At 72.7% G+C, this 25,019-nt stretch carries 25 protein-coding genes and 1 pseudogene; 13 read left to right on the top strand and 13 right to left on the bottom strand.

What is annotated here, in order from left to right:
- Positions 1-80: 80 nt before the first annotated feature.
- Both ACH4E8_RS07100 and ACH4E8_RS07105 read left to right on the top strand, forming a co-directional pair.
- Positions 81-1,133, top strand: coding sequence for an ATP-binding cassette domain-containing protein (locus ACH4E8_RS07100; RefSeq protein WP_398445174.1), 1,053 nt, complete (start codon positions 81-83; stop codon positions 1,131-1,133).
- On the top strand, positions 1,130-1,993 hold the full coding sequence (locus tag ACH4E8_RS07105; RefSeq protein ID WP_398445175.1) for an ABC transporter permease: 864 nt from the start codon (positions 1,130-1,132) through the stop codon (positions 1,991-1,993). Before ACH4E8_RS07100 ends, ACH4E8_RS07105 begins: the two co-directional genes overlap by 4 nt.
- A gap of 384 nt (positions 1,994-2,377) precedes the next feature.
- Here ACH4E8_RS07105 and serC read toward each other — a convergent pair whose 3' ends face one another.
- Positions 2,378-3,496, bottom strand: coding sequence for a phosphoserine transaminase (serC, locus tag ACH4E8_RS07110; RefSeq protein ID WP_398445177.1), 1,119 nt, complete (start codon positions 3,494-3,496; stop codon positions 2,378-2,380).
- 91 nt (positions 3,497-3,587) lie between these two features.
- On the bottom strand, positions 3,588-4,184 hold the full coding sequence (locus tag ACH4E8_RS07115; protein WP_398445179.1) for a GTP-binding protein: 597 nt from the start codon (positions 4,182-4,184) through the stop codon (positions 3,588-3,590).
- A gap of 351 nt (positions 4,185-4,535) precedes the next feature.
- Between ACH4E8_RS07115 and ACH4E8_RS07120 the strand changes: the two genes are divergently transcribed.
- Together ACH4E8_RS07120 and ACH4E8_RS07125 are read left to right on the top strand one after the other, a co-directional pair.
- Positions 4,536-7,472 (top strand): FAD-binding and (Fe-S)-binding domain-containing protein, encoded by a 2,937-nt coding sequence (locus tag ACH4E8_RS07120; RefSeq protein ID WP_398445181.1) that lies wholly within the window; start codon positions 4,536-4,538, stop codon positions 7,470-7,472.
- Positions 7,473-7,548: 76 nt separating this feature from the next.
- On the top strand, positions 7,549-7,932 hold the full coding sequence (locus tag ACH4E8_RS07125; protein WP_398445183.1) for a Uma2 family endonuclease: 384 nt from the start codon (positions 7,549-7,551) through the stop codon (positions 7,930-7,932).
- Positions 7,933-7,951: 19 nt separating this feature from the next.
- Here ACH4E8_RS07125 and ACH4E8_RS07130 read toward each other — a convergent pair whose 3' ends face one another.
- Positions 7,952-8,809, bottom strand: coding sequence for a LysR family transcriptional regulator (locus ACH4E8_RS07130; RefSeq protein WP_398445185.1), 858 nt, complete (start codon positions 8,807-8,809; stop codon positions 7,952-7,954).
- A 76-nt stretch (positions 8,810-8,885) separates the two neighbouring features.
- On the opposite strand from ACH4E8_RS07130, the gene ACH4E8_RS07135 reads away from it, so the two are divergent.
- Positions 8,886-9,878, top strand: a complete 993-nt coding sequence (locus tag ACH4E8_RS07135; RefSeq protein ID WP_398445187.1) for an EamA family transporter — start codon at positions 8,886-8,888, stop codon at positions 9,876-9,878.
- Between the two features lie 20 nt (positions 9,879-9,898).
- Here ACH4E8_RS07135 and ACH4E8_RS07140 read toward each other — a convergent pair whose 3' ends face one another.
- Complete coding sequence (locus tag ACH4E8_RS07140) at positions 9,899-10,633, bottom strand: alpha/beta fold hydrolase (protein WP_398445188.1); 735 nt, start codon at positions 10,631-10,633, stop codon at positions 9,899-9,901.
- A gap of 89 nt (positions 10,634-10,722) precedes the next feature.
- Here ACH4E8_RS07140 and ACH4E8_RS07145 point away from each other — a divergent pair, with 89 nt between their 5' ends.
- Positions 10,723-11,697 (top strand): helix-turn-helix transcriptional regulator, encoded by a 975-nt coding sequence (locus tag ACH4E8_RS07145; RefSeq protein WP_398445190.1) that lies wholly within the window; start codon positions 10,723-10,725, stop codon positions 11,695-11,697.
- A gap of 111 nt (positions 11,698-11,808) precedes the next feature.
- Entirely contained in the window at positions 11,809-12,414 is a 606-nt protein-coding gene (locus tag ACH4E8_RS07150; protein WP_398445192.1) for a hypothetical protein, read from the top strand.
- 120 nt (positions 12,415-12,534) lie between these two features.
- Here the strand turns inward: ACH4E8_RS07150 and ACH4E8_RS07155 are convergent, their stop codons facing one another.
- The 6 genes and pseudogenes from ACH4E8_RS07155 to ACH4E8_RS07180 all read right to left on the bottom strand — a co-directional run bounded on the left by ACH4E8_RS07155 (position 12,535) and on the right by ACH4E8_RS07180 (position 15,010).
- Complete coding sequence (locus ACH4E8_RS07155; protein WP_398445194.1) at positions 12,535-12,867, bottom strand: hypothetical protein; 333 nt, start codon at positions 12,865-12,867, stop codon at positions 12,535-12,537.
- Positions 12,868-12,928: 61 nt separating this feature from the next.
- A complete protein-coding gene (locus tag ACH4E8_RS07160; protein ID WP_398445195.1) occupies positions 12,929-13,345 on the bottom strand; it encodes a hypothetical protein in 417 nt (138 codons plus the stop codon).
- A gap of 117 nt (positions 13,346-13,462) precedes the next feature.
- Positions 13,463-13,930 carry a hypothetical protein gene (locus tag ACH4E8_RS07165; RefSeq protein ID WP_398445197.1) on the bottom strand — a complete coding sequence of 156 codons (468 nt, stop codon included), beginning with the start codon at positions 13,928-13,930 and terminating at the stop codon, positions 13,463-13,465.
- 89 nt (positions 13,931-14,019) lie between these two features.
- Positions 14,020-14,229: a DUF397 domain-containing protein gene (locus ACH4E8_RS07170; protein ID WP_398446063.1), complete on the bottom strand. Its 210-nt coding sequence runs from the start codon at positions 14,227-14,229 to the stop codon at positions 14,020-14,022.
- Positions 14,230-14,265: 36 nt separating this feature from the next.
- Positions 14,266-14,496: pseudogene (locus ACH4E8_RS07175) on the bottom strand (helix-turn-helix domain-containing protein); the annotation flags it as partial.
- Positions 14,471-15,010, bottom strand: a complete 540-nt coding sequence (locus ACH4E8_RS07180; protein ID WP_398445199.1) for a DUF6879 family protein — start codon at positions 15,008-15,010, stop codon at positions 14,471-14,473. The gene ACH4E8_RS07180 and the pseudogene ACH4E8_RS07175, both read right to left, overlap by 26 nt.
- A gap of 98 nt (positions 15,011-15,108) precedes the next feature.
- On the opposite strand from ACH4E8_RS07180, the gene ACH4E8_RS07185 reads away from it, so the two are divergent.
- Positions 15,109-15,339 carry a DUF397 domain-containing protein gene (locus ACH4E8_RS07185; RefSeq protein WP_398445200.1) on the top strand — a complete coding sequence of 77 codons (231 nt, stop codon included), beginning with the start codon at positions 15,109-15,111 and terminating at the stop codon, positions 15,337-15,339.
- Between the two features lie 99 nt (positions 15,340-15,438).
- On the opposite strand, the gene ACH4E8_RS07190 is transcribed toward ACH4E8_RS07185, so the two are convergent.
- The 3 genes from ACH4E8_RS07190 to ACH4E8_RS07200 all read right to left on the bottom strand — a co-directional run bounded on the left by ACH4E8_RS07190 (position 15,439) and on the right by ACH4E8_RS07200 (position 17,216).
- Positions 15,439-16,167, bottom strand: coding sequence for a cation transporter (locus ACH4E8_RS07190; protein ID WP_398445202.1), 729 nt, complete (start codon positions 16,165-16,167; stop codon positions 15,439-15,441).
- A 2-nt stretch (positions 16,168-16,169) separates the two neighbouring features.
- Positions 16,170-16,505, bottom strand: coding sequence for an ArsR/SmtB family transcription factor (locus ACH4E8_RS07195; protein WP_398445204.1), 336 nt, complete (start codon positions 16,503-16,505; stop codon positions 16,170-16,172).
- A gap of 249 nt (positions 16,506-16,754) precedes the next feature.
- Entirely contained in the window at positions 16,755-17,216 is a 462-nt protein-coding gene (locus tag ACH4E8_RS07200) for a nitroreductase family deazaflavin-dependent oxidoreductase (RefSeq protein ID WP_398445206.1), read from the bottom strand.
- A 311-nt stretch (positions 17,217-17,527) separates the two neighbouring features.
- On the opposite strand from ACH4E8_RS07200, the gene ACH4E8_RS07205 reads away from it, so the two are divergent.
- The 5 genes from ACH4E8_RS07205 to ACH4E8_RS07225 all read left to right on the top strand — a co-directional run bounded on the left by ACH4E8_RS07205 (position 17,528) and on the right by ACH4E8_RS07225 (position 25,019).
- Positions 17,528-18,340, top strand: coding sequence for a TIGR03084 family metal-binding protein (locus ACH4E8_RS07205; protein ID WP_398445208.1), 813 nt, complete (start codon positions 17,528-17,530; stop codon positions 18,338-18,340).
- Positions 18,337-20,067 carry an acyclic terpene utilization AtuA family protein gene (locus ACH4E8_RS07210; protein ID WP_398445210.1) on the top strand — a complete coding sequence of 577 codons (1,731 nt, stop codon included), beginning with the start codon at positions 18,337-18,339 and terminating at the stop codon, positions 20,065-20,067. The genes ACH4E8_RS07205 and ACH4E8_RS07210 overlap by 4 nt, the downstream gene beginning before the upstream one ends.
- 140 nt (positions 20,068-20,207) lie before the next feature.
- A complete protein-coding gene (locus tag ACH4E8_RS07215; protein ID WP_398445212.1) occupies positions 20,208-21,806 on the top strand; it encodes an acyl-CoA carboxylase subunit beta in 1,599 nt (532 codons plus the stop codon).
- Positions 21,807-21,819: 13 nt separating this feature from the next.
- Complete coding sequence (locus tag ACH4E8_RS07220; RefSeq protein WP_398446065.1) at positions 21,820-23,892, top strand: biotin carboxylase N-terminal domain-containing protein; 2,073 nt, start codon at positions 21,820-21,822, stop codon at positions 23,890-23,892.
- Positions 23,889-25,019 carry an acyl-CoA dehydrogenase family protein gene (locus ACH4E8_RS07225; RefSeq protein WP_398445214.1) on the top strand — a complete coding sequence of 377 codons (1,131 nt, stop codon included), beginning with the start codon at positions 23,889-23,891 and terminating at the stop codon, positions 25,017-25,019. Before ACH4E8_RS07220 ends, ACH4E8_RS07225 begins: the two co-directional genes overlap by 4 nt.

The following is a 25,019-nucleotide window of genomic DNA, read 5'->3' on the forward strand; positions in this document are numbered from 1 at the left end:
ACAACGTACTCTGTTTCGGGTACGCTGTACGCACTGATGACGGGGACGCTCCCGCACCAGTACGGAACCTGGAGGGACACGTGAACGGAAACGGCGGGCGCGACCGGAGCGCCGCACGCAGCGAGTACTCGGTGGTCGCCGAGTCCGTCGAGAAGAGGTACGGGCAAAAGCGCGCCCTGGACGGCCTGGACCTCACGGTCCGCAGGGGCACCGTGCACGGCCTGCTGGGACCCAACGGCGCCGGCAAGACCACCGCGGTCCGGGTGCTCGCCACGCTCCTCAAGTTCGACGCCGGGCGCGCCGAGGTCGCCGGCCTCGACGTGGCCCGCGACGCGCGCGGCGTACGCCGCCGCATCGGGCTGACCGGCCAGTACGCGGCCGTCGACGAGGTGATGTCCGGCCGGCAGAACCTGGAGATGTTCGGTCGCCTCTTCCACCTCGACGGCAAGCGCGCCGCGCGCCGCGCCACCGAACTGCTGGAGCAGTTCGACCTGGTGGACGCGGCCGACAGGTCCGCCGGCAAGTACAGCGGCGGCATGCGCCGCCGGCTCGACCTGGCGTCGTCGATGATCCTGGCGCCCGAGGTGCTCTTCCTCGACGAGCCGACGACCGGGCTCGACCCGCGCAGTCGCGGCGAGGTCTGGCAGGCGGTGCGGGACCTGGTGGCCGGCGGCACGACCGTGCTGCTCACCACCCAGTACCTGGAGGAGGCGGACAAGCTCGCCTCCCGGATCACCGTCATCGACAACGGCCGGGCCATCGCCGACGACACCCCCGACGGGCTCAAGTCCACCGTCGGCGGCGACCGCATCGAGGTCGTCGTCGCCGACGCGGACGGCTTGGACGCGGCGTGGCGGGCCGTCGCCCGGGTCGCGACCGGCGTCCCCGAGATGGACCGCGAGGAGCTGCGCGTCCACGCCGCCGTCTCCGACCGGGTCGCCGCCCTGACCGACGTGGCCCGCACCCTCCAGGACGACGGCGTCGCCGTGGAGGACCTCGGGCTGCGCAGGCCGAGCCTCGACGACGTCTTCATGCGGCTGACGGGCCACCGCACCGGAGACGACGAGCAGGACCGGCCGAAGCAGGAGCAGGAGCAGAAGCAGCAGCAGGAGAAGGAGGTGGCCGCGGCATGAGCGCCACGACCGTCAAGACTGAAGCCGTCGACGTCGAACGGGTCGACCTGACCGTGCACGGCGACGGGCGCGAGCGCCGCGCGTACTGGGCCGTCGTGGACTGCTGGAGCGTGGTGCGCCGGGGGTTCCTCAACTACCAGCGCCAGCCGCTCGCCATCGTCTGGCAGCTCGGCTTCCCGATCCTGTCCGTGCTGCTGTACGCGTACGTCTTCGGCGGCGCGATGAAGTCGCCGGGCGGCGACTACCGGGACTACCTGATGCCGGGCATGTTCGTGATGACGATGGCCTTCGGCTTCATGGGCACCGCGATGACCGTCGTCGTCGACGCGCAGAAGGGCGTCATCGACCGGTTCCGCTCCATGCCGATGTCGCCGTCCGCGGTGGTCTCCGGCCGCGGGGTCACCGACCTCTTCGTCGCCGCCGCCGAGTTGACGATCCTCGCGGCCACCGCGCTGCTCATCGGCTGGCGTTCGGACGGCGGCTTCCTGGGCACCCTCGGCGCCTTCGGGCTGCTGATGCTGCTGCGCTTCGCGCTGATCTGGGTCGGCGTGTGGCTCGGGCTGATGCTGCCGAACCAGGAGGCCGCCGGCGGACTGTACGCGGTCGTCTTCCCGCTCACGATGGTCTCCAGCATCTTCGTCCCGCCGTCCTCCATGCCCGACTGGCTGGGCGCGGTCGCGGCGTGGAACCCGATCTCGTCGACCGCCGGCGCCACCCGCGAACTCTTCGGGAACCCGGTCGCCAGCGACGGGAGCTGGATCCAGGAGAACGCGATCCTGATGGCGACGGTCTGGCCGCTGGTCATCACCGCGATCTTCCTGCCGCTGGCGGTGCGCCGCTTCCAGCGACTCAGCCGGTGAGGGAAAGTCCTGCACCGGCAGCCGCGGTCTCGCCGTGCGGCGGGCCGCGGTGCGGCGTCTGTGGTTGATCGCGCAGTTCCGCCCCCGTGCCCGCAGGGCACGGGGGTACCCCCAGCGCTCCTAAAGACCAGCGCCCTAGCCGCAGGCGAGTGACGGGAGCAGCGAAACAGGGGCGCGGGGAGTACCACCACGCCCGCAGGGCGTAGGGGGCGGAACTGCGCGACAAGCCCACCACCGGGCCGCAGAGACCAACGCTCCCGCGGGGAAACGGCGGCTACATCCAAGGCGCAGGGAAGCGCGCGGGACCTTCCGGTGAAGCCCTGGACGTGCGGAAGGGCCCACCGAGCGGTGGGCCCTTCCGCACTCAGGTACGCGGCGTGCTGCTCAGAGGCGTTCGATGACGTAGTCGATGCAGACCGTCAGCGCCTCGACGTCCGCCGGGTCGATCGCCGGGAACATCGCGACGCGGAGCTGGTTGCGGCCCAGCTTGCGGTACGGCTCGGTGTCGACGACGCCGTTGGCGCGCAGCGCCTTGGCGACCGCCGCCGCGTCCACGTCGTCGGAGAAGTCGATCGTGCCGATGACCTGCGAGCGCTGCGCCGGGTCGGCGACGAACGGGTCCGCGTACTTGGACGCCTCGGCCCAGCCGTACAGGGCGCGCGAGGACGCGGCGGTGCGGCCCGTCGCGAAGTCCAGGCCGCCCTGCCCGTTCAGCCACTTCAGCTGCTCGTTCAGCAGGAAGAGGGTGGCCAGCGCGGGGGTGTTGTACGTCTGGTTCTTCAGGGAGTTGTCGATCGCGGTCGGCAGGCTGAAGAACTCGGGCACGTGGCGCCCGGAGGCGTGCACCCGGGCCGCGCGCTCCAGCGCGGCGGGGGAGAAGAGCGCGAGCCACAGCCCGCCGTCGGCGGCGAAGGACTTCTGCGGTGCGAAGTAGTAGACGTCGGACTCGGCGACGTCGACCGGCAGGCCGCCGGCGCCCGAGGTGGCGTCGACCAGCACCAGCGCGCCCTCGTCGGCGCCCGCGACGCGCTTGATGGGCGCGGCGACGCCGGTGGAGGTCTCGTTGTGGGTGAGGGCGTAGACGTCCACGCCCGCCTCGGCCTGCGGCTCCGGGTGGGTGCCCGGGGCGGAGGAGATCACGGTCGGCTCGTCCAGCCACGGCGCCAGCTTGGCGGCCTTGGCGAACTTGGAGGAGAACTCGCCGAACGACAGGTGCTGGGACTTGCGGTCGATCAGTCCGTGCGTCGCGACGTCCCAGAAGGCGGTGGAGCCGCCGTTGCCCAGGATCACCTCGTAGCCCTCGGGGAGCTGGAACAGCTCGCGCACTCCCTGGCGCACCTCGCCGACCAGGTTCTTCACGGGAGCCTGGCGGTGGGAGGTGCCGAGCAGGGACGTGCCGGTGGCGGCGAGGGCGTCGACCGCCTCCTTGCGCACCTTGGAGGGGCCCGCACCGAAACGGCCGTCGGCGGGCTTGATGTCAGCGGGAATCTGGATCTCAGCCACGTATGCGAGCGTATCGGGTGCCGGGGGGCGGCCGTCCCGCGGTCCGGCGGCTGAGACGCCGCAGCCCCGGGGCCCGCAGCCCGTCGGCCCGTCAGTCCTTGGCGTCCTGCCGCAGGGACAGCGCGTGCAGGTGTTCCACCAGGGCGATCAGGACGAACTTGCTGGACGAGTGGTCGCGGGCGTCGAACTCCATCAGCGGCACGTTCGGGTCCAGCGCCAGCGCCTGCCGGATCTGGGCGTCCGTGTGGAAGGGCCCGCCGAAGTCGTTCACGGCGACGATGAAGGGGATCCCGTGGTGCTCCAGCCGGTCCAGCGCGTACCAGGCGTCCGGCAGCCGCCGGGAGTCGACGAGCAGCACCGCGCCGATCGTCCCCGCCAGCAGCCGGTCCCACAGGAACCAGAACCGCTCCTGGCCGGGCGCGCCGAAGAGGTAGAGGACGGCGCGCTCGTCGACCGCGATCCGGCCGAAGTCGAACGCGACCGTCGTGGCGCTCTTGCGCGAGGTGACGCGGGAGGGGTCGTCGAGGGCGCGGCCCTCGCTGCTCATGACCTCTTCCGTGTGCATGGGGCGGATCTCGCTGACGGAGCGGACCATCGTCGTCTTGCCGACCCCGAAGCCGCCGACCACGACGATCTTCAGTGCCTGCGCCGCCTCCGCGGGTCGGAGGGCCGGTGCGCCGCGGGTCATCGGCTGTGGGCGGTGCCGGTCATCGAGTGTTGCCTTCCGAGGGGTGGCGGGGGCAGAACTGGAGCCGAGGGTTCCTGATCAAGTTCTCGTCACTATAGGAGAGTTGACGATCACTTTGGGCGCTTCCCCCTGGCTTTGCCAAGGGTCCAAGGACTCTAATGGCCCGGACGGGGGGCTTTTCCTCTCCCCGGCGGCGACTTTCGGGCACCTTTCCGGCATCTTTTTGGCTCCTTTGCCATGGCTTTCCAGCGGTTTTCCGATGCCCCTGCGGCGGCTTTCCGGTGGTTTTCCGGCGGTTTACTGGCGATTTTCCAGGGGTGCGACGGGGGCGGCGCGGGCATGCTGGAACGCATGGCCGAGCCACGGAGTGCACGGAGCGACGCGAATCAGGGGCGGGGCGACCGGGGGCGGGGCGACCGCGGCCGGGGCGGTGGCGGTCGGGGCGGTGGCGCGGACGCCGAGTTGAGCGCCGCGCTCGGTGCCGACCTGCGCGCGGCCGTCCGCGGCGGGGTGGACTTCTCGACCACCGCCCGCGCCCTGACCACGATGGACGCCTCCAACTACCGCCGCGTACCGCTCGGCGTCGTCGCCCCGCTGGACGCCGCGGACGTCGCCGCGACGCTGGAGGCGTGCCGCACCCACGGCGTCCCGGTGGTCGCCCGCGGCGGCGGTACGTCGATCGCCGGCCAGGCCACCGGCACCGGGGTCGTACTCGACTTCGGCCGGCACATGAACGCGGTCGTGGAGGTGGACGCGGCCGCGCGCACGGCGGTCGTGCAGCCGGGCGTCGTCCTGGACGTGCTGCGGGACGCGGTCGCGCCGCACGGCCTCACCTTCGGCCCGGACCCCTCCACCCACGCCCGCTGCACCCTCGGCGGCATGATCGGCAACAACGCGTGCGGCTCGCACTCGGTGGCCTGGGGCACGACCGCGGACAACGTCCGCGAAGCGTCGGTGGTGACGTACGGGGGCGTACGGCTCCGGCTCGGCCGGGGCCGGTCCGACGGTGACCCGGGCGCCGATCCGCGCGCCCGGGCGCTCCTGGCCGCGACGCACGACCTCGTCGCGGACCACCTCGCCCTGCTGCGCACCGGCTACCCGACCGGGCTGCCCCGCCGCATCTCCGGATACGCCCTCGACGCACTGCTCCCGGAGAACGGCGTCGACCTCGCCCGGGCCTTCTGCGGCACCGAGGGCACCCTCGGCGTGCTCACCGAGGCCACCGTCCGACTCGTCGAAGCCCCCCGCGCCCGCGCCCTCGCCGTGCTCGGCTACCCCGACGAGACCGCGGCCGCCGACGCCGCCGCCGGGCTGCTCCCGCACGCCCCGCTCACCGTCGAGGGCATGGCCGACGACCTCGTACCGCCCGGTCACGGCCTGCCCCGCGGCCGGGCGTGGCTGTTCGTCGAGACCGGCGGCGACACCCCGGCCGAAGCCCGGGCGCACGCCGGCGCGATCGTGCGCGCGGCCGACGCGCTGGGCGCGGCCGTGGTGACCGACGCCGCGCAGATGCGCGCGCTGTGGCGGGTCCGGGAGGACGCGGCCGGCACCGCGACCCGCACCCCCGCCGGCGCCGAGGCGTGGCCCGGCTGGGAGGACTGCGCGGTGCCGCCCGCCCGACTCGGCGCGTACCTGCGGGACTTCCGCGCGCTCCTCGCCGACCACGGGCTGCACGGCACCCCGTACGGGCACTTCGGCGACGGCTGCATCCACGTCCGCATCGACGCGGACCTGATCACCGAGGCGGGCGTACGGGCCTACCGCCGCTTCTCCGAGGACGTCGCGGCGCTCGTCGTCGCGCACGGCGGCTCCCTGTCGGGCGAGCACGGCGACGGCCAGGCGCGTGCGGAGCTGCTGCCGCGGATGTACGGGCCGGAACTCGTCGCGCTCTTCGGCCGGTTCAAGGACCTGTGGGACCCGGCGGGCGGGCTGAACCCCGGGATGCTGGTGCGGCCGGCGCCGCTCGACGCCAACCTGCGCTTCGCCGTCCTGCCGAAGGAGCCCGTCGATGTCGCCTTCGGATATCCGCACGACGGCGGGGACTTCGCCGCCGCGGTGCGCCGCTGCGTCGGGGTCGCCAAGTGCCGGGAGACGACGCCCGGGCCCGGGGTGATGTGCCCGTCCTTCCGCGTCACCGGCGAGGAGGAGCACTCCACCCGCGGCCGGGCCCGGCTGCTGCACGAGATGCTCGCCGGCGAGGTCGTGCAGGGCGGCTGGCGCTCGACCGAGGTGCGGGACGCGCTCGACCTGTGCCTGTCGTGCAAGGGCTGCCGCAGCGACTGCCCGGTGGGCGTCGACATGGCCACGTACAAGGCGGAGTTCCTGCACCACCACTACCGGGGCCGGCTGCGCCCGGCCGCCCACTACGCGCTGGGCCGACTGCCGCAGTGGCTGCGCGCCGCGGCCCCGCTGGCGCCCGCCGTCAACGCGCTCGCCCGGGTGCGCCCGCTCGCGGCGCTCGCGAAGCGCGCCGCGGGGATCGCGCCCCAGCGCGCACTGCCCCCGCTCGCGCCGGTCACCTTCCGCCGCTGGGCGCGCGGCCGGCTCCCCGGCGGCGAACGCATGACGGTGCTCTGGCCCGACACCTTCACGGAACACCTGTCGCCCCAGGTCGGCCGGGCGGCGACCCGGGTGCTGGGCGCGGCCGGGCTCGGCACCGTACTCCCGCCGGACCGGGTGTGCTGCGGGCTGACGTACGTCACCACGGGCCAACTGGACCGCGCCCGTACGGTCCTGCGCCGCACCCTGGACACCATGGCGCCGCTGCTCGCCGCCGACCCGCAGCTCCCGATCGTCGTCCTGGAACCGAGCTGCGCTGCCGCCCTCCGCACCGACCTCCCCGAACTGCTGCCCGCCGACCCGCGCGCCGCCCGCCTCGCCGCGTCGGTGCGCACCTTCGCGGAGACGCTGGAGGAGTACGCCCCCGAGTGGACCCCACCGGTCCTGGACCGCCCCGCCGTCGGCCAGACCCACTGCCACCAGCACGCCGTCCTCGGCACCGCCCCCGACCACCGCCTGCGCGCCCGCGCCGGCCTGCACGGCGACCTGAGCGGCGGCTGCTGCGGCCTCGCGGGCAACTTCGGCTTCGAACGCGGCCACTACGAGGTGTCCGTGGCGTGCGCCGAGGAACAACTCCTCCCCTCCGTCCGCTCCGCACCCCCGGAAGCAGAACTCCTGGCCGACGGCTACTCCTGCCGCACCCAACTCACCCACCTCACCGGCCGCCCCGCCCGGCACTTGGCGGAGGTGCTGGCGGAGGCGCTTGCGAAGCGTCCGGCGGAGGGCTGAGGCGCCCGCCGGACACTGCGACACCGGCCGGCGTGCCGAGGCACACTGTCCGTGTTGTCCACGAGGAGGTGGAGGAGTGAGCGTCGCCGGCTTTACGCACCACCACGGGCCCTGGACCGTCGCCGACGTCCTGGCCCTGCCCGAAGACCGCTCCGTACGGTACGAGCTGCTGGGGGAGTCCCTCGTGATGTCCCCCGCCCCGGGCCTGCGCCACCAGCGCGCCAGCTACCGACTCCACGTCGCACTCGACGCAGCCGCCCAGGCCGCCGAAGCGCCGGTCGAGGTCCTGGAGGCGGTCAACGTGACCCTGCCCTCCGGGCTGGTGGTTCCCGACATCGTCGTTGCGGACGCGGGGGCGACCGCCGAGGACGCCGTCAGCATCGACGCAGACGCGGTGCAACTGATCGTCGAACTCGTCTCGCCCGGCAACAAGACCATGGCGGGGATCGCCCGGCAGTAGCCCGTACGGGGCCAGTTGCTCACCGCGCGCCCGTCACCTCGCGGGCCAGGGACACCAGGGCCCGGACCGCCGGGTGGCTCGGTGGGGTGCGGTGGGCCAGGTGGACGGGGACCGCGGGGGTGTCGGGGAGGGGGCGGTAGACCACGTCGGGGTGGGGGTGGAGTTCCGCCGTGGAGGAGACCGAGACGCCCGAGCCGCGGCCCGCCGCGATCGCCGCGAGCCAGTCGTCCGTGTTGCCCACGGTGACCGTGGCCGCCGGGCGGGCGTCGGCCGGCCACAGGTCGAGGCCGGTGATGCCGGAGACGGTGTTCAGCAGGACCGGGCCGGTCGCCAGGTCGGCCAGGGTGAGCCGGGGGAGCGCGGCGAGCGGGCCGTCCGCCGTCACCGCGGCCACCCTCGGCTCCTCGTAGAGGTCCACGACCACCCCGTCCGGGACCGTCACCGGCCCGCGCACCACCGCCACGTCCACCGCGCCGCGCCCGAGGCCGGCGAGGCGCTCGTCGAAGCGGAGGAGTTCCAGCGGGACGTCCGGGTGCTCCTGCTCCCAGCGGCGCAGCAGGGTGGTGGTGTACGGGCCGAGCGCGGACCAGGCGTGGCCCAGCCGCAGCGGGCGGTCCGGCAACCGGGCCGTGTCCACCGCGTCATCGAACGCGGCGACGGCCGCCGCCGCCCGGTCCCGGAAGACCCGGCCCTCCGCGGTGAGGGTGACGTGGTGCGTGGAGCGGTCCATCAGCCGTACGCCCAAGTGCTTCTCCAGCGAGGCCAGCGAGCGCGAGACCGCGGGCTGCGTGATGTGCAGCCGGGCGGCGGCCCTGGTCATGCTGGACTCTTCCGCGATGGCCAGGAAGCAGCGGAGATGGCGCAGCTCGATGCTCATGCGTCCCGAGCATAACCGCAGCACATTAAGCATTTTACGGCGCCACACACGGCCATTAGCGTGGAACGGGACGGTCATGTCGCAAGCTCGGTGGCACGGAAGGTTCGGAGGTCCGGCGGTGGACGAGGCAGGGAAGCAGTCGGCTCAGTCGGCGGGGACCGCGGTCGCGGGCGCCGTCGCCGCCCCGGACGCCGCCGCACGCAGCCGCACCGGCACCCTCGGCCCCGTCGGGCTCGTCGTCGGCGGTGTGGTCTCCGTCCAGTTCGGCGCGGCCGTCGCGGTGATGCTGATGGACCGCGCCGGCTCCATCGGCGTCGTCACCCTCCGACTCGTCCTCGCCGCGGTCGTGATGCTCGCGGTCTGCCGCCCCCGGGTGCGCGGCTACTCCCGCGCCGACTGGGGCACCGTCATCGCCTTCGGCTCCGCCATGGCCGCGATGAACCTGCTCTTCTACCAGGCCCTCGACCGCATCCCGCTCGGCCCGGCCGTCACCCTCGAATTCCTCGGCCCGCTCGCGCTCTCCGTGATCGTCTCCCGCCGCCTGGTGAACCTGCTGTGGGCCGGCCTCGCCCTCCTCGGCGTCTTCCTGCTCAGCGGCATGCTCAGCGGCGACGGCTTCGACCGGCTCGACCCCGTCGGCGCGCTCTTCGCGCTCGCCGCGGGCGCGATGTGGGCCGCGTACATCGTCTTCAGCGGACGCACCGGCCGCCGCTTCCCGCAGGCCGACGGCCTCGCCCTGGCCTTCGCCGTCGGCGCGCTGCTCAGCCTCCCGCTGGGCATCGCCCAGTCCGGTACGGCGCTGATCGACCCGGAGATCCTGCTGCTCGGGCTCGCCGTCGCGCTGCTCTCCTCCGTCCTTCCCTACACCCTCGAACTCCTCGCCCTGCGCCGCCTCCCCTCCGCCACCTTCGCGGTCCTGATGAGCCTGGAGCCCGCGGTCGCCGCGCTGGCCGGCTTCCTGCTGCTGCACCAGGCGCTGTCGCTGGCGGACGCGGCGGCGATCGCGCTGGTGATGGCGGCGAGCGTGGGAGCGGTCCGTACGCAGGTGGCGGCGGCGAAGTCGCCTTAGTCAGTCGTCGGCAGTCGCCGTCAGGACACCGCGGCGTGGAGGACGTCGGCGAGTTCGGCGGGCGCCGACAGCATCGGCCAGTGCCCGGTGGGCAGGTCGAAGCGCCGCCACGGCGCCTGGTTGAGGAAGGCCAGCATCGGCACCCCCGCATCCAGCAGCCCCGTGAAGTCACGACAGGCGACCAGGACGCGGTCCACGTCGGGGCCGGGCTCGACCGGGCCGGAAAGGCGCTGGGCGTACGGGCCGAAAGGCTGCGGAGTGGCCCGCGCGTACAGGACGTCCCGCTGCTCCTCGTCGATGCCGTCGAGGCTGCCGGACCGGCCCAGGACCTCGAAGGGCGGGATCGGCAGCCGCCAGCCGTCGCCGTGGGCCGCGACCTGCTGCCGCATCTCGTCCGCTTCCTCCGGCGGCACGAGGTCCAGCAGGCACATGCCCTCGGCGAACGGGGCGCTGTCCACGTAGACCACGCGCTCCAAGCGGTCCCCGAGGCGCCCGGCCGCCCCGCTGACGGGCAGGGCCCCGTAGCTGTGGGCGACGAGGGTGACGTCGCGCAGGTCGTTCTTCCCGACGAACTCGACGACGTCCGCGATGTGCGTCTCCAGGTCCGTCCGGGGCCCGCCCTCCTCCGCGCGCTCGGCCAGGCCCGTCAGCGTCAACGGCAGCGCCGTGTGGCCGTGTGCCCGCAGGGCACGGGCGGTGTCTTCCCAGGCCCACGCGCCGAGCCAGGCGCCGGGAACGAGGACGAAGGTAGCCATGTGATCTCCCTGAAGTGCGCGAACTGAGGTGTTGTGGGGAGCGTAGAGTCCATACAGGACAGAATCGGCCCTGAAATGTCGAGGGACTCGTGTCGCATCCCCTGACCCGCGTACTGACCCTGCTGGAACTGCTCCAGTCGAGCCCCGTGCTCACCGGGACCGAGCTGGCCGACCGGCTGGGCACCGATGTCCGCACGGTCCGCCGGTACATCGCCCACCTGCGCGACCTGGGCATCCCCGTGCAGGCCGAGCGCGGCCGGCACGGCGGCTACCGACTGGCCCGCGGCTACCGGATGCCGCCCCTGGTGCTCACCAACGACGAGGCCCTCGCCGTCGTCCTCGGGCTCCTCGCGGCCGAACACCTCGGGATGGGAACGACCGTGCTGGCCGGCGCGGGCGCCCGCGCCAAGATCGAGCGAGTGCTTCCGAACGCCCTCCGGGAACCCCTCACCGCCATACGGGAGAGCCTGTCCTTCACCGCGCACGCCGTGAGCGCGCAGGCGCCCGAGAGCGGCGTGCTGCTGGCCCTGGCCCAAGCCTCCCGCGCCAGGACGACCGTGGGCATCCACCACCGGTCGTGGCGGCAGGACCGGACCGACCGCGACGTCGACCCCTACGGCGTGGTCTTCCGCACCGGCCGTTGGTACGTCGTCGGCCACGACCACCTCCGCGGCGAGCTGCGAATCTTCCGCATCGACCGCATCGTCTCCGTCGTCCCCCGCACGGAGGCGTTCACCGTCCCCGACGGCTTCGACCCCGTCGCCTACCTCACCTCGACCCTCGCCGAGGGGGCCTACCGATGGCAGGTCGAAGTGACCGTCCACGGCCCCCTCGCCGAGATCGCCCGCAGCCTGCCGAGCCCGGCGGTCACCCTCACCGCGCAACCCGTCGGCGTCCTGCTGCAAGCCCACGCGGACTGCCTCGACGGCATGGCCCGCCTGCTCGCCTCGCTTGAGTGGCCCTTCACCGTCCACCACCCCGACGAACTGCGGCAGGCCCTCAAGGGCCTGGCCGACCGGCTCACCGCGGCAGCCGAACGCACGCCGGACGAACTGCCGCGGTGAGCTACGGATCGTCGACGCCGTCAGGCGTGAACTGTCGGTGCGCCACGGCGCCCCAGCCCTGGTGCACCGTCGGGCGCGGGCGGCTTCACCGGCGCGCCGTAGGGTGAAGACGTGGACGCATCCGAGGTGTTGGGGGAACAGGACGAGCTGCGAGCCGCGGCGGAGGACGTGTACCGGGAGCTGCGGCTGGACGAGCTGCTGGCCGGCGTCGGCACGCCGACGGTCGTCGGGAGCGCGGCGCTGGGTTTGATGGTCCGCCGGGACCTGGATCTGGACGTGACGTGCGAACGTCTGGACGACGCCGCCGTGGCGGCCGTCGCCGCGGTGGGCGCCCGGCTCGCGACCCACCCGCAGGTCCGCCTGGTGACCTTCCGCAATGACTGCGGGGCGTGGAACCGGGAGCCGGACGCCTACCCCAACGGTCTGTACCTCGGGGTGGAGTGCGTGTCGTCCGGGGCCACCTGGAACCTCGACGTCTGGTTCCTCGACGAGCCCGAACGCCAACCCTCGACCGCCCACCTGACCACCCTGCGCCCGCGCCTGACGGACCGGACCCGCGCGGCCATCATCGACATCAAGCGGGCCTGGGCCGACCGCCCCGAGTACGGCACGACCATCAAGAGCCTCGACGTGTACCGCGCGGTCCTCGACGACGGCGTCCGCGATCCCGCGCAGTTCGAGACCTGGGTCGGGCAAGCGAAGAAGCCGCGCCCCTAGAGCGCGTCTCTTCGGCCGGTTGTCAGCTGATCGGATCCGTCCGTTCGCTGAGCGATCACCAACCAGCCGGACGGGCTTGGCCCGTTTCAGGCAGCGCACAAAAGACTGGTCAAGTGGAGCTCAGGACGGGATGGGCGGGCACTCAAGGACCTCGATCGAGTTCCCCGGCATCAAAGCGACATGGGGGTGGTCAGTGAAGAGCCGCGCCGCGTCTTCATGCGTCTCGGCCTCCACGATCGCGTATCCGGTCTTCGAGTCCGTGAAGTCCTCGACACCTTGGGCCGTCACCAACTTCTTGCGAAAGAGCGGCGCGCCGGGATCGATCAGGGACTGCTCGTTCTTCTGGGCCCAGGCCGCCCACGCATTCATGAATTCACTCTGCTGCTGCTCGGTGAACTCCGCCTTGTCGGCGTCGTCGGCCGCGCCGTTGAGGACAGCGAGAAACTTACCCATGGCCGGAGGCTAGCCCACGAACGAGGAGGCGCGCCCCAGATCCGACTGGGTCGCACGGGGACTACGATCTGGCGATCTCTTGCCGGAGCTGCGCAGTGAAGCGACGCAGAAGGTCCAAGGTCTCCCGGAACTCGGCCCTGCGATCGTCCCTCCCGTCGGTGGGCCTGGTGTTCCAGACCCGACGCGCGAGCGCGTCGGCCAGATCGACGGTCTCGCTGGCACAGAGCAGATAGAGGGCCGAGCGCGCTTCCTGCATCTGGTTCGCCAACTCGTTGGCACCGGGCCCGTCGTCGCCGAGCCGTGCTTCCTTCAGGTGGTCCAGCAGTTGAACCACGGCCGTGTTGAAGCCGATCCCGGCTTTGAGCTTCTGTTCCCGGATCCACATGCGGTCCTGCCGCCGCACGGTGAACCACGAACCGAACACCACCCCTATGAGGCCGATGGCGGCCCCGATGGCTACGGCCAGGATGTTCTCCACGATCAGCCCCCCGACATCGGCAACGCCCCAGGCTACCGACGCCGTTGGAGCCGCCACGCTCAATGAGCGCGTCGCACGCGGTCGCCACCGGGCCTCGGGGCGCCGAGGCGGGATGAACTACGTGAGTGGGCAGTCCAGCGACGGCATGGTGCGGTTCGGATCGCAGCACACCAGCGCCAGGGACAGGAACGCCGGCCGTTCGAGGTAGAAGCCGTGGGACAGGTCGCCGCCCCAGGAAAGCCGCTCGGCAGCCGAGCCGACCAGCATCGCCAGGCGCGTGCCGTCGCGGTCCGCCGGCCAGGCGTACCGGGGCGCGTACTCGGCGAGCCGCTCCCCGAGCCAGTCCGCCGCTTCCTTCGGCTCGTCCCAGGTGCCCCGCACCAACGTGCGGGGCTTGATCAGCCAGTCCGCCGTCTCCAGCGGCGGAAGGTCCGCGACGGGGAACTCCGCCGCCACCTCCTTGTACCGCTGGAGCAACTCCGGCTTGCCGCCGGCCGGGGGTGGGTCGGGGGGTGGAGGTCGCCTTGGAGCTTCGTCGTCGAACGATTGCTTCGTGCCGGTCCACAGGTAGGCGTGGTGGTGCAACTTGTCCTTCCCCTTCGAGCGGTTGGGGAGGGGCCGACCCCGCCCGGGGAGGGGCCGGGGGCCGGGGGCCGGTCCAAGGGGGGGAAGGGTCAGACGGAGAGACCGAACCGGGCGGGATCGATCCCGGCGGCCTCCAGTTCGGACGTGGTGAACCGCAGGGGATCCGCGCCGGGGCGCTTGCTGTCGCCCAGCGCCCACGCATCGGTGCCGATCCGCAGGAGGGTCACGCACGATTCGCCGTCAGCTTGCTTGTGATAGAGCCCGACCCGCGCGTACGCACGCCAGGACGCGTAATCCACATTGGCCCTGCGCGCCAGCCTAAGAAGCTCTTCGGCAACGTCGTCGGGAACGGAAAGCGCCTTGAGGATGCGCTCGACGTCCATCACCGTGGGGAGCGCGCGGCCGGTTTCGATCCGACTGATCTTGGTTTGACTCATGTTGCAGCGAATCGCCAGGCGTTCACCACTGAGACCGGACGCGCGGCGGAGACCCCGAAGTGCCTCCGCCAGACCCTTCCGTTCCCTTGCCTGCTTCTCAGGTTCAATGGGCACTGAACGGTACGGCACTTTCTAGGGCCAGGTCCCGCCAGGTGAGGTACTGGCCGATGTCCGGCTCCTGGGTCAGTTCCCGGTTGATCTGGGTGCCGTCGGCGCGGTAGTTGAGGTGCACGACCGTCGATTCGTCGAACAGCCAGAAGTCCTGGTCCGGGAGCCCAGGGTTCTCCAGGTCGGTCAGGTCGACCAGTTGATAGTCCTCCCCGCCTTCGACGTTGCCGGGGATGCACCACTCGAACAGGTAACGGCTGTACGGCGTCAGCGGCTGACGTACGACCTTCGCCCGGGTCATCGTCCGCCCGGCCGCCGCGTGCTCCCTGATCGTCCGGTGCCACGCCGCGTTGAAGCCGTCCGGCCGCGCGGCTCCGGAGAGGAAGTCCCGGACCGTGTCCGCCTCGGTGGGCATGGTGTACGTCTGGTGCACTTCGAGCCGGAAGGCGGAACGCTTGAAGTCGCCGTTGGCGCACTTGTCGTCGCCACCGCTGTTCCGGCACGGCCCGCCAGCAATGATCCGCAGTTCGTCCATTGAGCCTCCGTCCCACCGAATGACCAGCAAACTACGGACGGTCATACCCCCTCACAAGCGCGGCCCGCGGTCTGGTCACGTAGTCGCATAGAACCGTCATGGAGTACGGCCGCGTCCTGACAGCGCGGGCTACCTTGGCGCACGTTCCGGCCTCCGCCCGAGGCCGGTCCGGCCAAGGCGGCGAGTGCGTCGAGTGGGCACCGGGGTGCGCATCCGCCACCGGTGTTGTTCTGGTCCGTGACTCCAAGGTCCCGGCCAGTCCCGTACTGAGCCTCCCTGGCGACGCGTTCGTTGTGTTCGTGACGGGCGTCAAGGGCGGCTCGGGCTGACACGACCTACCCGCACTTGGGTGCCCCGCCGAGTCCCATTCTCTGGCTCGGTGGGGCACCTCTTTGCGTCCCGCGCAAACCGGTCGCCGCGGCAGCGGGTCAGCAGCAGTCGCAGTTGGCGCGGCAGCCGCACGCGTCCGACCCGGCGTCGGTGGACGGCGCTGTCGCGGGTGCGGGCGCGGGCGCGGGCGCGCAGCAGCCCTTGCCCTGCCAGGCGTCACGGCCCTCCTTCACGGCGATGGCGGCGATGACGAGAGCGGCGATCGGATCGGCCCAGGACCAGCCGAGCGTGGCGTTGAGGACCAGGCCGACGAGGAGCACGGCGGACAGGTATGTGCACAGGAGGGTCTGCTTGGAGTCGGCGACCGCGCTGGCGGAGCCGAGTTCGCGGCCGGCCCTGCGCTGGGCGGCGGACAGGAACGGCATCACGGCCAGGGACAGCGCGGCGATCACGATGCCGGGGACGGATCGCTCGGCCTCGCCCGCGCCGGTCAGGGCGCGGACGGCGTCGAAGGTGACGTACGCGGCGAGTGCGAAGAAGGACACCGCGATGATCCGTAGGGTGGTCTTCTCCCTCGCCTCGCGCACGACGTGCTCGCGGGCGGAGAACTGCCAGGCCACGGCCGCGGCGGAGGAGACCTCGACGACCGAGTCCAGGCCGAAGCCGATCAGCGCCGTTGAGGAGGCGATCGTCCCGGCCGTGATGGCGACGATCGCCTCGATGACGTTGTAGGCGATGGTCGCGGCGAGCAGGAGCCGTATCCGCTTGGCGAGCGCATCGCGCCGGGCCGGGGAGGGGCCGCGGGACGTGGACATCTCGGCGGCCATGGTCAGCAGCAGCCCTTCTCGTCCGCGTCCGTGCAGGTCCGGTCGGTCTCGACGGCGACCACGGCGGTGCGCAGGTCGTCCAGGGCGTGGCCCAGGCGCTCGTCGGCGAGCTCGTAGCGGGTGCGGCGGCCGTCGGGGACGGTGACGACCAGGCCGCAGTCGCGCAGGCACGCCAGGTGGTTCGACAACCGCGTCCGAGAGATGCCGAGGGCTTCGGCGAGGTCGGCTGGGTAGGCCGGGGCGTTCCGGAGGGCGAGCAGGATGCGGCAGCGGATCGGGTCGGCGAGCGCGCGGCCGAACCGGGCCAGCACCTCGATGTCGGAGGCAACAGTCAGCACACCACGACAGTACACTCAATCCTGAATTCAGGAAATCGTGAATCGTAAGCCGGGGCTTGACCCCTCACGGGGCCTTCATTTTCTGAAGATCACCCGAGAGGGGCGCCCGCGCTCCGCAGGGCCGGTCGAACCCCCTGGCGGACAGGGCGACTCGACGCCTTCCTCGGCGCCGGCAGCACGCCCGTCGGCCCGCTGGTTCGTAGCGTTCGAGCGGTAGGCGGACCGGGCCCGGTGAGTGGGCCCGGCTGCTCAGTTGCCCGGCGCCGTCGGCGACCCGGGTTCGAGGACGAAGACCGGGATCACGCGGCCGGCCTTCTCCTGGTACTCGCCGTACGGCGAAAACGCCGCGACCGCGCGCTGCCACCACTCCGCCCGCTCGTCGCCGGTCACCTCGCGGGCCACCATGCTCCGGCACTCGGGGCCGTCCTGGAGGTCCACCTGAGGATCGGCCCGGAGGTTGTAGTACCAGACCGGGTGGTTCGGAGCGCCGCCCACCGAGGCGACCGCGGCGTACCGGCCCTCGTGTTCCACGCGCATCAGGGGGACCTTGCGGATCTTGCCGCTCTTGGCGCCGCGCATCGTGACGATGACGACCGGGAGGCCCGTGTCCCGGAGCGTCGTGCCCTGGGTGCCACCCGAACTCTCGTACAACTCGACCTGCTCGCACACCCATTGCGTCGCACTCGGCTCGTACTCGCCCTCAAGCGGCATCGCATGTACCCCAATGTCGTGTACGGATGATGTCTGCACCGGCAGGCCCGCGCGCAAGCGCGGCGCACCGCCGGTCAGTCTCGCGCCCGGTACAACGACTCGGCGAGCGAGCCGTATTCCGGCTTCCGCCGCCGAAGCCCCGCCATCGCGACCGACCGAAGCCCCGCCATCGCGACCGACCGCAGGTCCGTCGTCGGGCACCAGCCACCACCACCGGCCTCCCGGCCAATCAAAGCAAGCACGCTTGCTTGTTTTGAGGGGCGCTGCCATGCTCCGGGGCACGCAACTGGCCCGCCCCGAGGGAGCGCACCGTGGTCGACCCCCGTGTCGTGTTCGACGACCTGCGAGACGAGAGCGACGAGCTCGACTCGCTGGTGGGCGGCGCGTCCGTGGCGGACTGGGGGCGGGTGACGCCAGCGCCGGGGTGGAGCGTCGCGCACCAGATCGCGCACCTCGCGTGGACGGACCGGGTCGCGCTGCTCGCGGTCACGGACGCCGACGCGTTCGCCGGCGAGGTGGAGAAGGCGTTCGCCGCGCCGTACGCCTTCGTCGACGAGGCCGCCGAGGAGGGCGCCGCACTGCCGCCCGTCGAACTGCTGGCGCGGTGGCGCGAGGGGCGGGCCGCGCTTCAGGACGCGCTGCGCGCCGCGCCGGCCGGGGCGCGGTTCCCCTGGTACGGGCCGCCAATGAGCGCCGTGTCGATGGCGACGGCCCGGCTGATGGAGACGTGGGCGCACGGGCAGGACGTCGCCGACGTCCTCGGCGTCACCCGCGAGCCCACCGCCCGCCTGCGGCACGTCGTCCACATCGGGGTGCGGACCAGGGACTACGCCTTCGGGGTGCGCGGGATGACACCGCCGGGTGACGCGTTCCGCATCGAACTGACGGCGCCGGGGCCCGGTGGTGAGGTGTGGGCGTACGGGCCCGAGGGCGCCGCCCAGCACGTCACCGGGCCCGCGCTCGACTTCTGTCGGCTGGTCACCCAACGGGCGCACCGCGCGGACCTCGCGCTCACCGCGCACGGCCCGGACGCGGACCGCTGGCTGGACATCGCGCAGGCGTTCGCCGGGCCCGCCGGACCGGGCCGGGAACCTCGGGGCCACGGTCGCGAGGGGGGCGCATGACGTCCGCCGCCCCCTTACGCATAGGGAACGCGTCCGGCTTCTACGGCGACCGCTTCGACGCACTGCGCGAGATGCTCACCGACGGCCCGCTCGACGTCCTCACCGGCGACTACCTCGCCGAGTTGACGTTGCTGATCCTGGGGCGCGACCGCCTCAAGGACCCCGGGCTCGGCTACGCCAAGACCTTCCTGCGGCAGTTGGAGGAGTGCCTCGGCCTCGCCCACGACCGCGGCGTGAAGATCGTCGCCAACGCGGGCGGCCTCAACCCCGCGGCCCTCGCGGACGCGGTGCGCGACCTCGCGGAGCGGACCGGAGTGCCGACGGCCGTCGCGCACGTCGAGGGCGACGACCTGATGGGACGCGGCGATTGGGGGCCTGGCGTGCTCACCGCCAACGCCTACCTCGGCGGCGCCGGCATCGCCGCCTGTCTGCGCGCCGGCGCGAACGTCGTCGTCACCGGGCGGGTCACGGACGCCGCACTCGTCACCGGGCCCGCCGCCGCGCACTTCGGCTGGGACGCCGGTGCCGACGGCGACCTCGACGCGTTCGCGGGCGCGCTCGTCGCCGGCCACGTCCTGGAGTGCGGCACCCAGGCCACCGGCGGTAACTACCCCTTCTTCCAGGAGGTGTTCACCTGTGAACCGGGCGCGCGCCGGCCCGGCTTCCCGCTCGCCGAGATCCACCACGACGGCACCTCCGTCATCACCAAGCACCCCGGCACCGGGGGCCTGGTCGACGTCGGGACCGTCACCGCGCAACTGCTGTACGAGACGGGGGACGTGCGCTACCGCGGCCCCGACGTGACCGCGCGCCTGGACACCGTACGGCTCGCGCAGGACGGCCCGGACCGGGTCAGGATCAGCGGGGTGCGGGGCGAGGCTCCGCCGTCGACGCTGAAGGTCGGGCTCAACCGGATCGGCGGCTGGCGCAACGAGGTCGTGTTCGTCCTCACCGGGCTCGACATAGAGGACAAGGCACGGCTGGTGCGCGAGCAGTTGGAGGGCGCGCTCGCCGGGGACCGGCCGGCGGACGTCCGCTGGGAGCTGGCCCGTACCGAACACGCCGACGCCGACACGGAGGAGCGGGCCAGCGCCTACCTGCGGCTGGTGGTGCGCGACCCGGACGCCGCCCGGGTGGGGCGCGCGGTCAGCGGCGCCGCGGTCGAGCTGGCGCTCGGCAGCTACCCGGGCTTCCACGTGACCGCACCGCCCGGGAAGGGCTCGCCGTACGGGGTGTTCGAAGCGCGGTACGTGCCGGCGGCCGGGGTGCCGCACACCGCGGTGCTCCCGGACGGCACGCGCACGCCGATCAGGGCGGGTCGGGGGAGCGCGGCGCAGCGGCCGTCCGCGGGGACGACGCCGTACGGCGCCCTGCCCGAACCGCTGCCGTCAGGCCCCGTACGGCTCGCGCCGCTCGGGTGCGTCGCCGGGGCCCGCAGCGGCGACAAGGGCGGGGACGCGAACGTCGGCGTCTGGGCGCGCACCGACGCCGCCTGGCGCTGGCTCGCCCACCACCTCACCGTCGAGCGCTTCCGCGAACTGCTCCCCGAAACCGCGCACCTCGCCGTCGCGCGGCACGTCCTGCCCAACCTCCGCGCCCTGAACTTCACCGTCGAGGGGATCCTCGGCGAGGGCGTCGCGGCCCGGGCCCGCTTCGACCCGCAGGGCAAGGCGCTCGGGGAGTGGCTGCGCTCGCGGAGGGTGGAGATACCCGAGGTGCTGTTGTGACCCAGGCGACCTGTGTGTCCTGCGTGACCTGCCTGTCCTGCGTGACCCGCGCGACCCCCTTGACCTGCCTGACCCCCCTGTTCCGTGTGACCCCCTTGCCGTGACGCCAGGGGAGCCGTCGAGCTCCCGGAGGGACCGCCGTGACCGTACTGCCGACCCGTACCGACCCGACGTCGCCCGAGTACGCCGCCCGGCGCGCCGCCCTGCTCGCCAAGCTCGCGGACCTCGACGCCGAGCACGCGAAGGCCCTCGCGGGCGGCGGCGAGAAGTACGTCGCCCGGCACCGCGCCCGCGGCAAGCTGCTCGCCCGCGAGCGCGTCGAGCTGCTGCTCGACCCCGACACCCCGTTCCTGGAGCTGTCGCCGCTCGCGGCCTGGGGGAGCGAGTACCCCGTCGGCGCGTCGATCGTCACCGGCATCGGGACCGTCGCGGGCGTGGAGTGCGTGATCACCGCGAACGACCCGACCGTGCGCGGCGGCGCGTCCAACCCGTGGACCCTGCGCAAGGCGCTGCGCGCCAATGAGATCGCGTTCGCCAACCGGCTGCCGGTCGTCTCGCTCGTCGAGTCCGGCGGCGCCGACCTGCCGTCGCAGAAGGAGATCTTCATCCCCGGCGGTGCGCTCTTCCGCGATCTGACCCGGCTGTCCGCGGCCGGCATCCCCACCGTCGCGGTCGTCTTCGGCAACTCCACCGCGGGCGGTGCGTACGTCCCCGGGATGTCGGACCACACGGTCATGATCCGGGAGCGGTCGAAGGTGTTCCTCGGCGGTCCGCCGCTGGTGAAGATGGCGACGGGGGAGGAGAGCGACGACGAGTCCCTGGGCGGTGCCGAGATGCACGCCCGCACCTCCGGGCTCGCGGACCACTTCGCCGACGACGAGCACGACGCGCTGCGGCAGGCGCGCCGCGTCGTCGCCCGGCTCAACTGGCGCAAGGCGCACCCGGACCCGGGGCCGGCCGCGCCACCGAAGTATCCGGTTGAAGAGTTGCTGGGGATCGTCCCGGAGGATCTGAAGACCCCGTTCGACCCGCGCGAGGTGATCGCCCGGCTCGTCGACGGCTCCGATTTCGACGAGTTCAAACCGCGGTACGGAACGAGCCTTGTCACGGGCTGGGCACGGCTGCACGGCCACCCCGTCGGGGTCCTCGCCAACGCGCAGGGCGTGCTGTTCAGCGCCGAGTCCCAGAAGGCGGCGCACTTCATCCAACTCGCCAACCAGCGCGATGTACCGCTGCTCTTCCTGCACAACACCACCGGATACATGGTCGGCAGCCAGTACGAGCAGGGCGGGATCATCAAGCACGGCGCGATGATGATCAACGCGGTGGCGAACTCGACGGTGCCGCACCTGTCCGTGCTCATGGGCGCCTCGTACGGCGCCGGCCACTACGGCATGTGCGGCCGGGCGTACGACCCGCGGTTCCTCTTCGCCTGGCCGAGCGCCAAGTCCGCGGTGATGGGCCCGCAGCAACTCGCCGGGGTGCTCTCGATCGTGGCGCGCGCCTCGGCGGCGGCGAAGGGGCAGCCGTACGACGAAGCGGCGGACGCCGGGCTGCGCACCATGGTGGAGCAGCAGATCGAGGCGGAGTCGCTGCCGGCGTTCCTGTCCGGGCGGCTGTACGACGACGGGGTGATCGACCCCCGGGACACCCGCACCGTGCTCGGGCTCTGCCTGTCCGCGATCCACACGGCCCCCTACGAAGGCGCGCGCGGCGGCTTCGGCGTCTTCAGGATGTGAACCCACGATGCCCCTGATCACGAAATTGCTGGTCGCCAACCGGGGTGAGATCGCCTGCCGGATCTTCCGCACCTGCCGGGAGTCGGGCATCTCCACGGTCGCGGTGTACGCCGACCCGGACGCGGACGCCCGCCACGTACGGGAAGCCGACTTCGCCGTACGGCTGCCGGGCGCCGCCGCCGTCGACACCTACCTCCGCGCCGACCTCGTCGTACGGGCCGCGCTCGCCGCGGGCGCCGACGCCGTCCACCCCGGCTACGGATTCCTCTCCGAGAACGCGGACTTCGCCCGCGCGGTCGTGGCCGCCGGCCTGCTGTGGGTGGGCCCGCCGCCGTCCGCGATCGAGGCGATGGCGTCCAAGACGCGCGCCAAGGAGCTGATGGGCAGCGCACCGCTGAAGGCCGCCGACGTGACGGCGGCGGACCTGCCGGTGCTGGTGAAGGCCGCGGCGGGCGGCGGCGGCCGGGGCATGCGCGTCGTACGCGAACTCTCGGAGCTGGTCGGAGAATTGGCGGCAGCCCGGTCGGAGGCGGCGGCTGCCTTCGGGGACGGCGAGGTCTTCGTCGAGCCGTACGTGGAGCGCGGACGGCACGTGGAGGTGCAGGTCCTCGCGGACGCGCACGGCACCGCGTGGGTGCTCGGCACCCGGGACTGCTCGCTCCAGCGCCGCCATCAGAAGGTGGTGGAGGAGTGCCCGGCGCCCGGGCTCCCCGCCGAACTCGTCACCGAACTGCACACCGCGTCCGTACAGCTGGTGCGCACGGTCGGCTACGTCGGCGCCGGCACCGTCGAATTCCTCATCTCGCCAAACGGTCGGGCGCACTTCCTGGAGGTGAACACCCGACTCCAGGTCGAACACCCCGTCACCGAAGCGGTCTTCGGCCTCGACCTGGTGGCCTGGCAACTCGCCATCGCGGAGGGCGCCCGACTCCCCGCCGAGCCGCCGTCGGCCACCGGGCACGCGGTGGAGGCGCGGCTGTACGCGGAGGACCCGGCGGCGGACTGGGCCCCGCAGACGGGCGTGCTGCACGAGCTGTCCTTCCCCGCCGCGGAAGGCGGACCCGGGCTGCCCGCGCTGCGCGTCGACACCGGATACGGGCCCGGCGACCGCATCCCCGTCCACTACGACCCGATGCTCGCGAAGGTGATCGTCTGGGCGCCGACCCGGGCCGCGGCGGTGCGCCGGCTCGCGGACGCACTGCGCCGCGCCCGGCTGCACGGCCCGGTCACCAACCGGGACCTGTTGGTGCGCACGCTCACGCACCCCGAGTTCCTGGCGGCCGACGGCATCGACACCGGCTTCTACGAACGGCACTTGGCCGAGCTGATCCGGCCGCTGCCGGGCGAGGAGCACGCGGCCGTGGCGGCGGCGCTGGCGCGGGCCGTCACGGGTGACGGCGCCGGGCTGCCCGGCCGACTCGGCGCATGGCGCAACCTGCCGTCGCGGCCCCAGTCGAAGGCGTACGACGGCCGGGCCGGCCACCACGAGGTCCACTACCGCACGACGGCCCGGGACGGCGTCCGCTGCACCGTCGAAAGCCCTCCCGGCGTACGGGTCGTGCACGTCGCGCCGGACCGGGTGGCGCTGGAGGTCGACGGGGTCGTACGGACGTACGCGGTGCGCGAGTACGGGGACGACGGGACGGACGGCAGCGGCCGGGCGGACGGTGGTGGCGGCCGGGTGTACGTGGACGGGCCGACCGGCTCGTACGCCCTCACTCCCCGCCCCCGCTTCCCCGAACCGCAGGCCCGCCACGAGCCCGGCTCGCTGCTCGCACCCATGCCGGGCACGGTCGTACGCATCGCGGACGGACTCGCCACCGGGGCGCGGGTGCTCCGCGGCCAGCCGCTGCTGTGGCTGGAGGCGATGAAGATGGAGCACCGGATCGTGGCGCCCGCGCCCGGCGTCCTCACCGCGCTGCACGCGGCGCCCGGCGCCCGGGTCGAGGTGGGCGCCCTCCTCGCCGTCGTCAACGAAGGCGTCGTCAACGAAGGCGTCGGCCACGAAAGTGTCGGCCACGAAGCCGTCGGCCACGAAGAACAGCGCAGGGAACGGGAAGAGCCCCCGGCACAGGAGGAATCGTGAGCATCGAGAGCCAGGAGCACCAGGACCTGCGCACGGCCGTCGCCGCGCTCGGGCGCCGGCACGGCGGCGACCACGACCGCGACGCGCTCTGGGCCGAGGCCGCCGAACTCGGCTATCTGGGCGTGAACCTCCCCGCGGAGTACGGCGGCGGCGGCGCCGGACTCGCTGAACTCTCCACAGTGTTGGAAGAGTTGGGTGCGGCCGGCTGTCCGCTGCTGATGATGGTGGTCTCGCCGGCGATCTGCGGCACGGTCATCGCCCGCTTCGGCACCGAGGAGCAAAAGCGCGCCTGGCTGCCGGGGATCGCCGACGGCAGCCGCACGATGGCCTTCGGGATCACCGAGCCGGACGCCGGCTCGAACTCCCACCGGATCACCACCACCGCCCGCCGCGGCGACGACGGGGGATGGGTCCTCACCGGCCGCAAGGTCTTCATCTCGGGCGTGGACATCGCCGACGCGACGCTGATCGTGGGCCGTACCGAGGACGCCCGCACCGGCCGCCTCAAGCCGTGCCTGTTCATCGTCCCGCGCGACGCCGAGGGCTTCCGCCGCACGCCGATCGACATGGAGCTGGACTCGTACGAGAAGCAGTTCGAACTGGTCCTGGACGACGTGCGGCTGCCCGCGGACGCGCTCGTCGGCGACGAGGACGCGGGGCTGCTCCAACTCTTCGCCGGGCTGAACCCGGAGCGGGTGATGACCGCGGCGTTCGCCATCGGGATGGGCCGCCACGCGCTGGCGCGGGCCGTCGAGTACGCGCGCCAGCGCCAGGTGTGGAAGGAGCCCATCGGCGCCCACCAGGCCATCGCCCACCCCCTCGCACAGGCCCACATCGAACTCGAACTCGCCCGGCTGATGATGCAGAAGGCGGCCCGGCTGTACGACGAGGGCGACGACGTCGCCGCGGGCGAGGCGGCGAACATGGCCAAGTACGCGGCGGGGGAGGCGTGCGTACGGGCCGTGGACCAGTCCGTGCACACCCTCGGCGGCAACGGGCTGACCAGGGAGTACGGCCTGGCGCGGCTGATCACCGCGGCCAGGGTGGCGCGGATCGCGCCGGTGAGCCGGGAGATGGTCCTCAACTACGTGTCCCACCAGACGCTGGGCCTGCCCAAGTCGTACTGA

This window comes from Streptomyces sp. NPDC017979, assembly GCF_044328175.1.
In the GTDB taxonomy this organism is placed as follows: domain Bacteria; phylum Actinomycetota; class Actinomycetes; order Streptomycetales; family Streptomycetaceae; genus Streptomyces.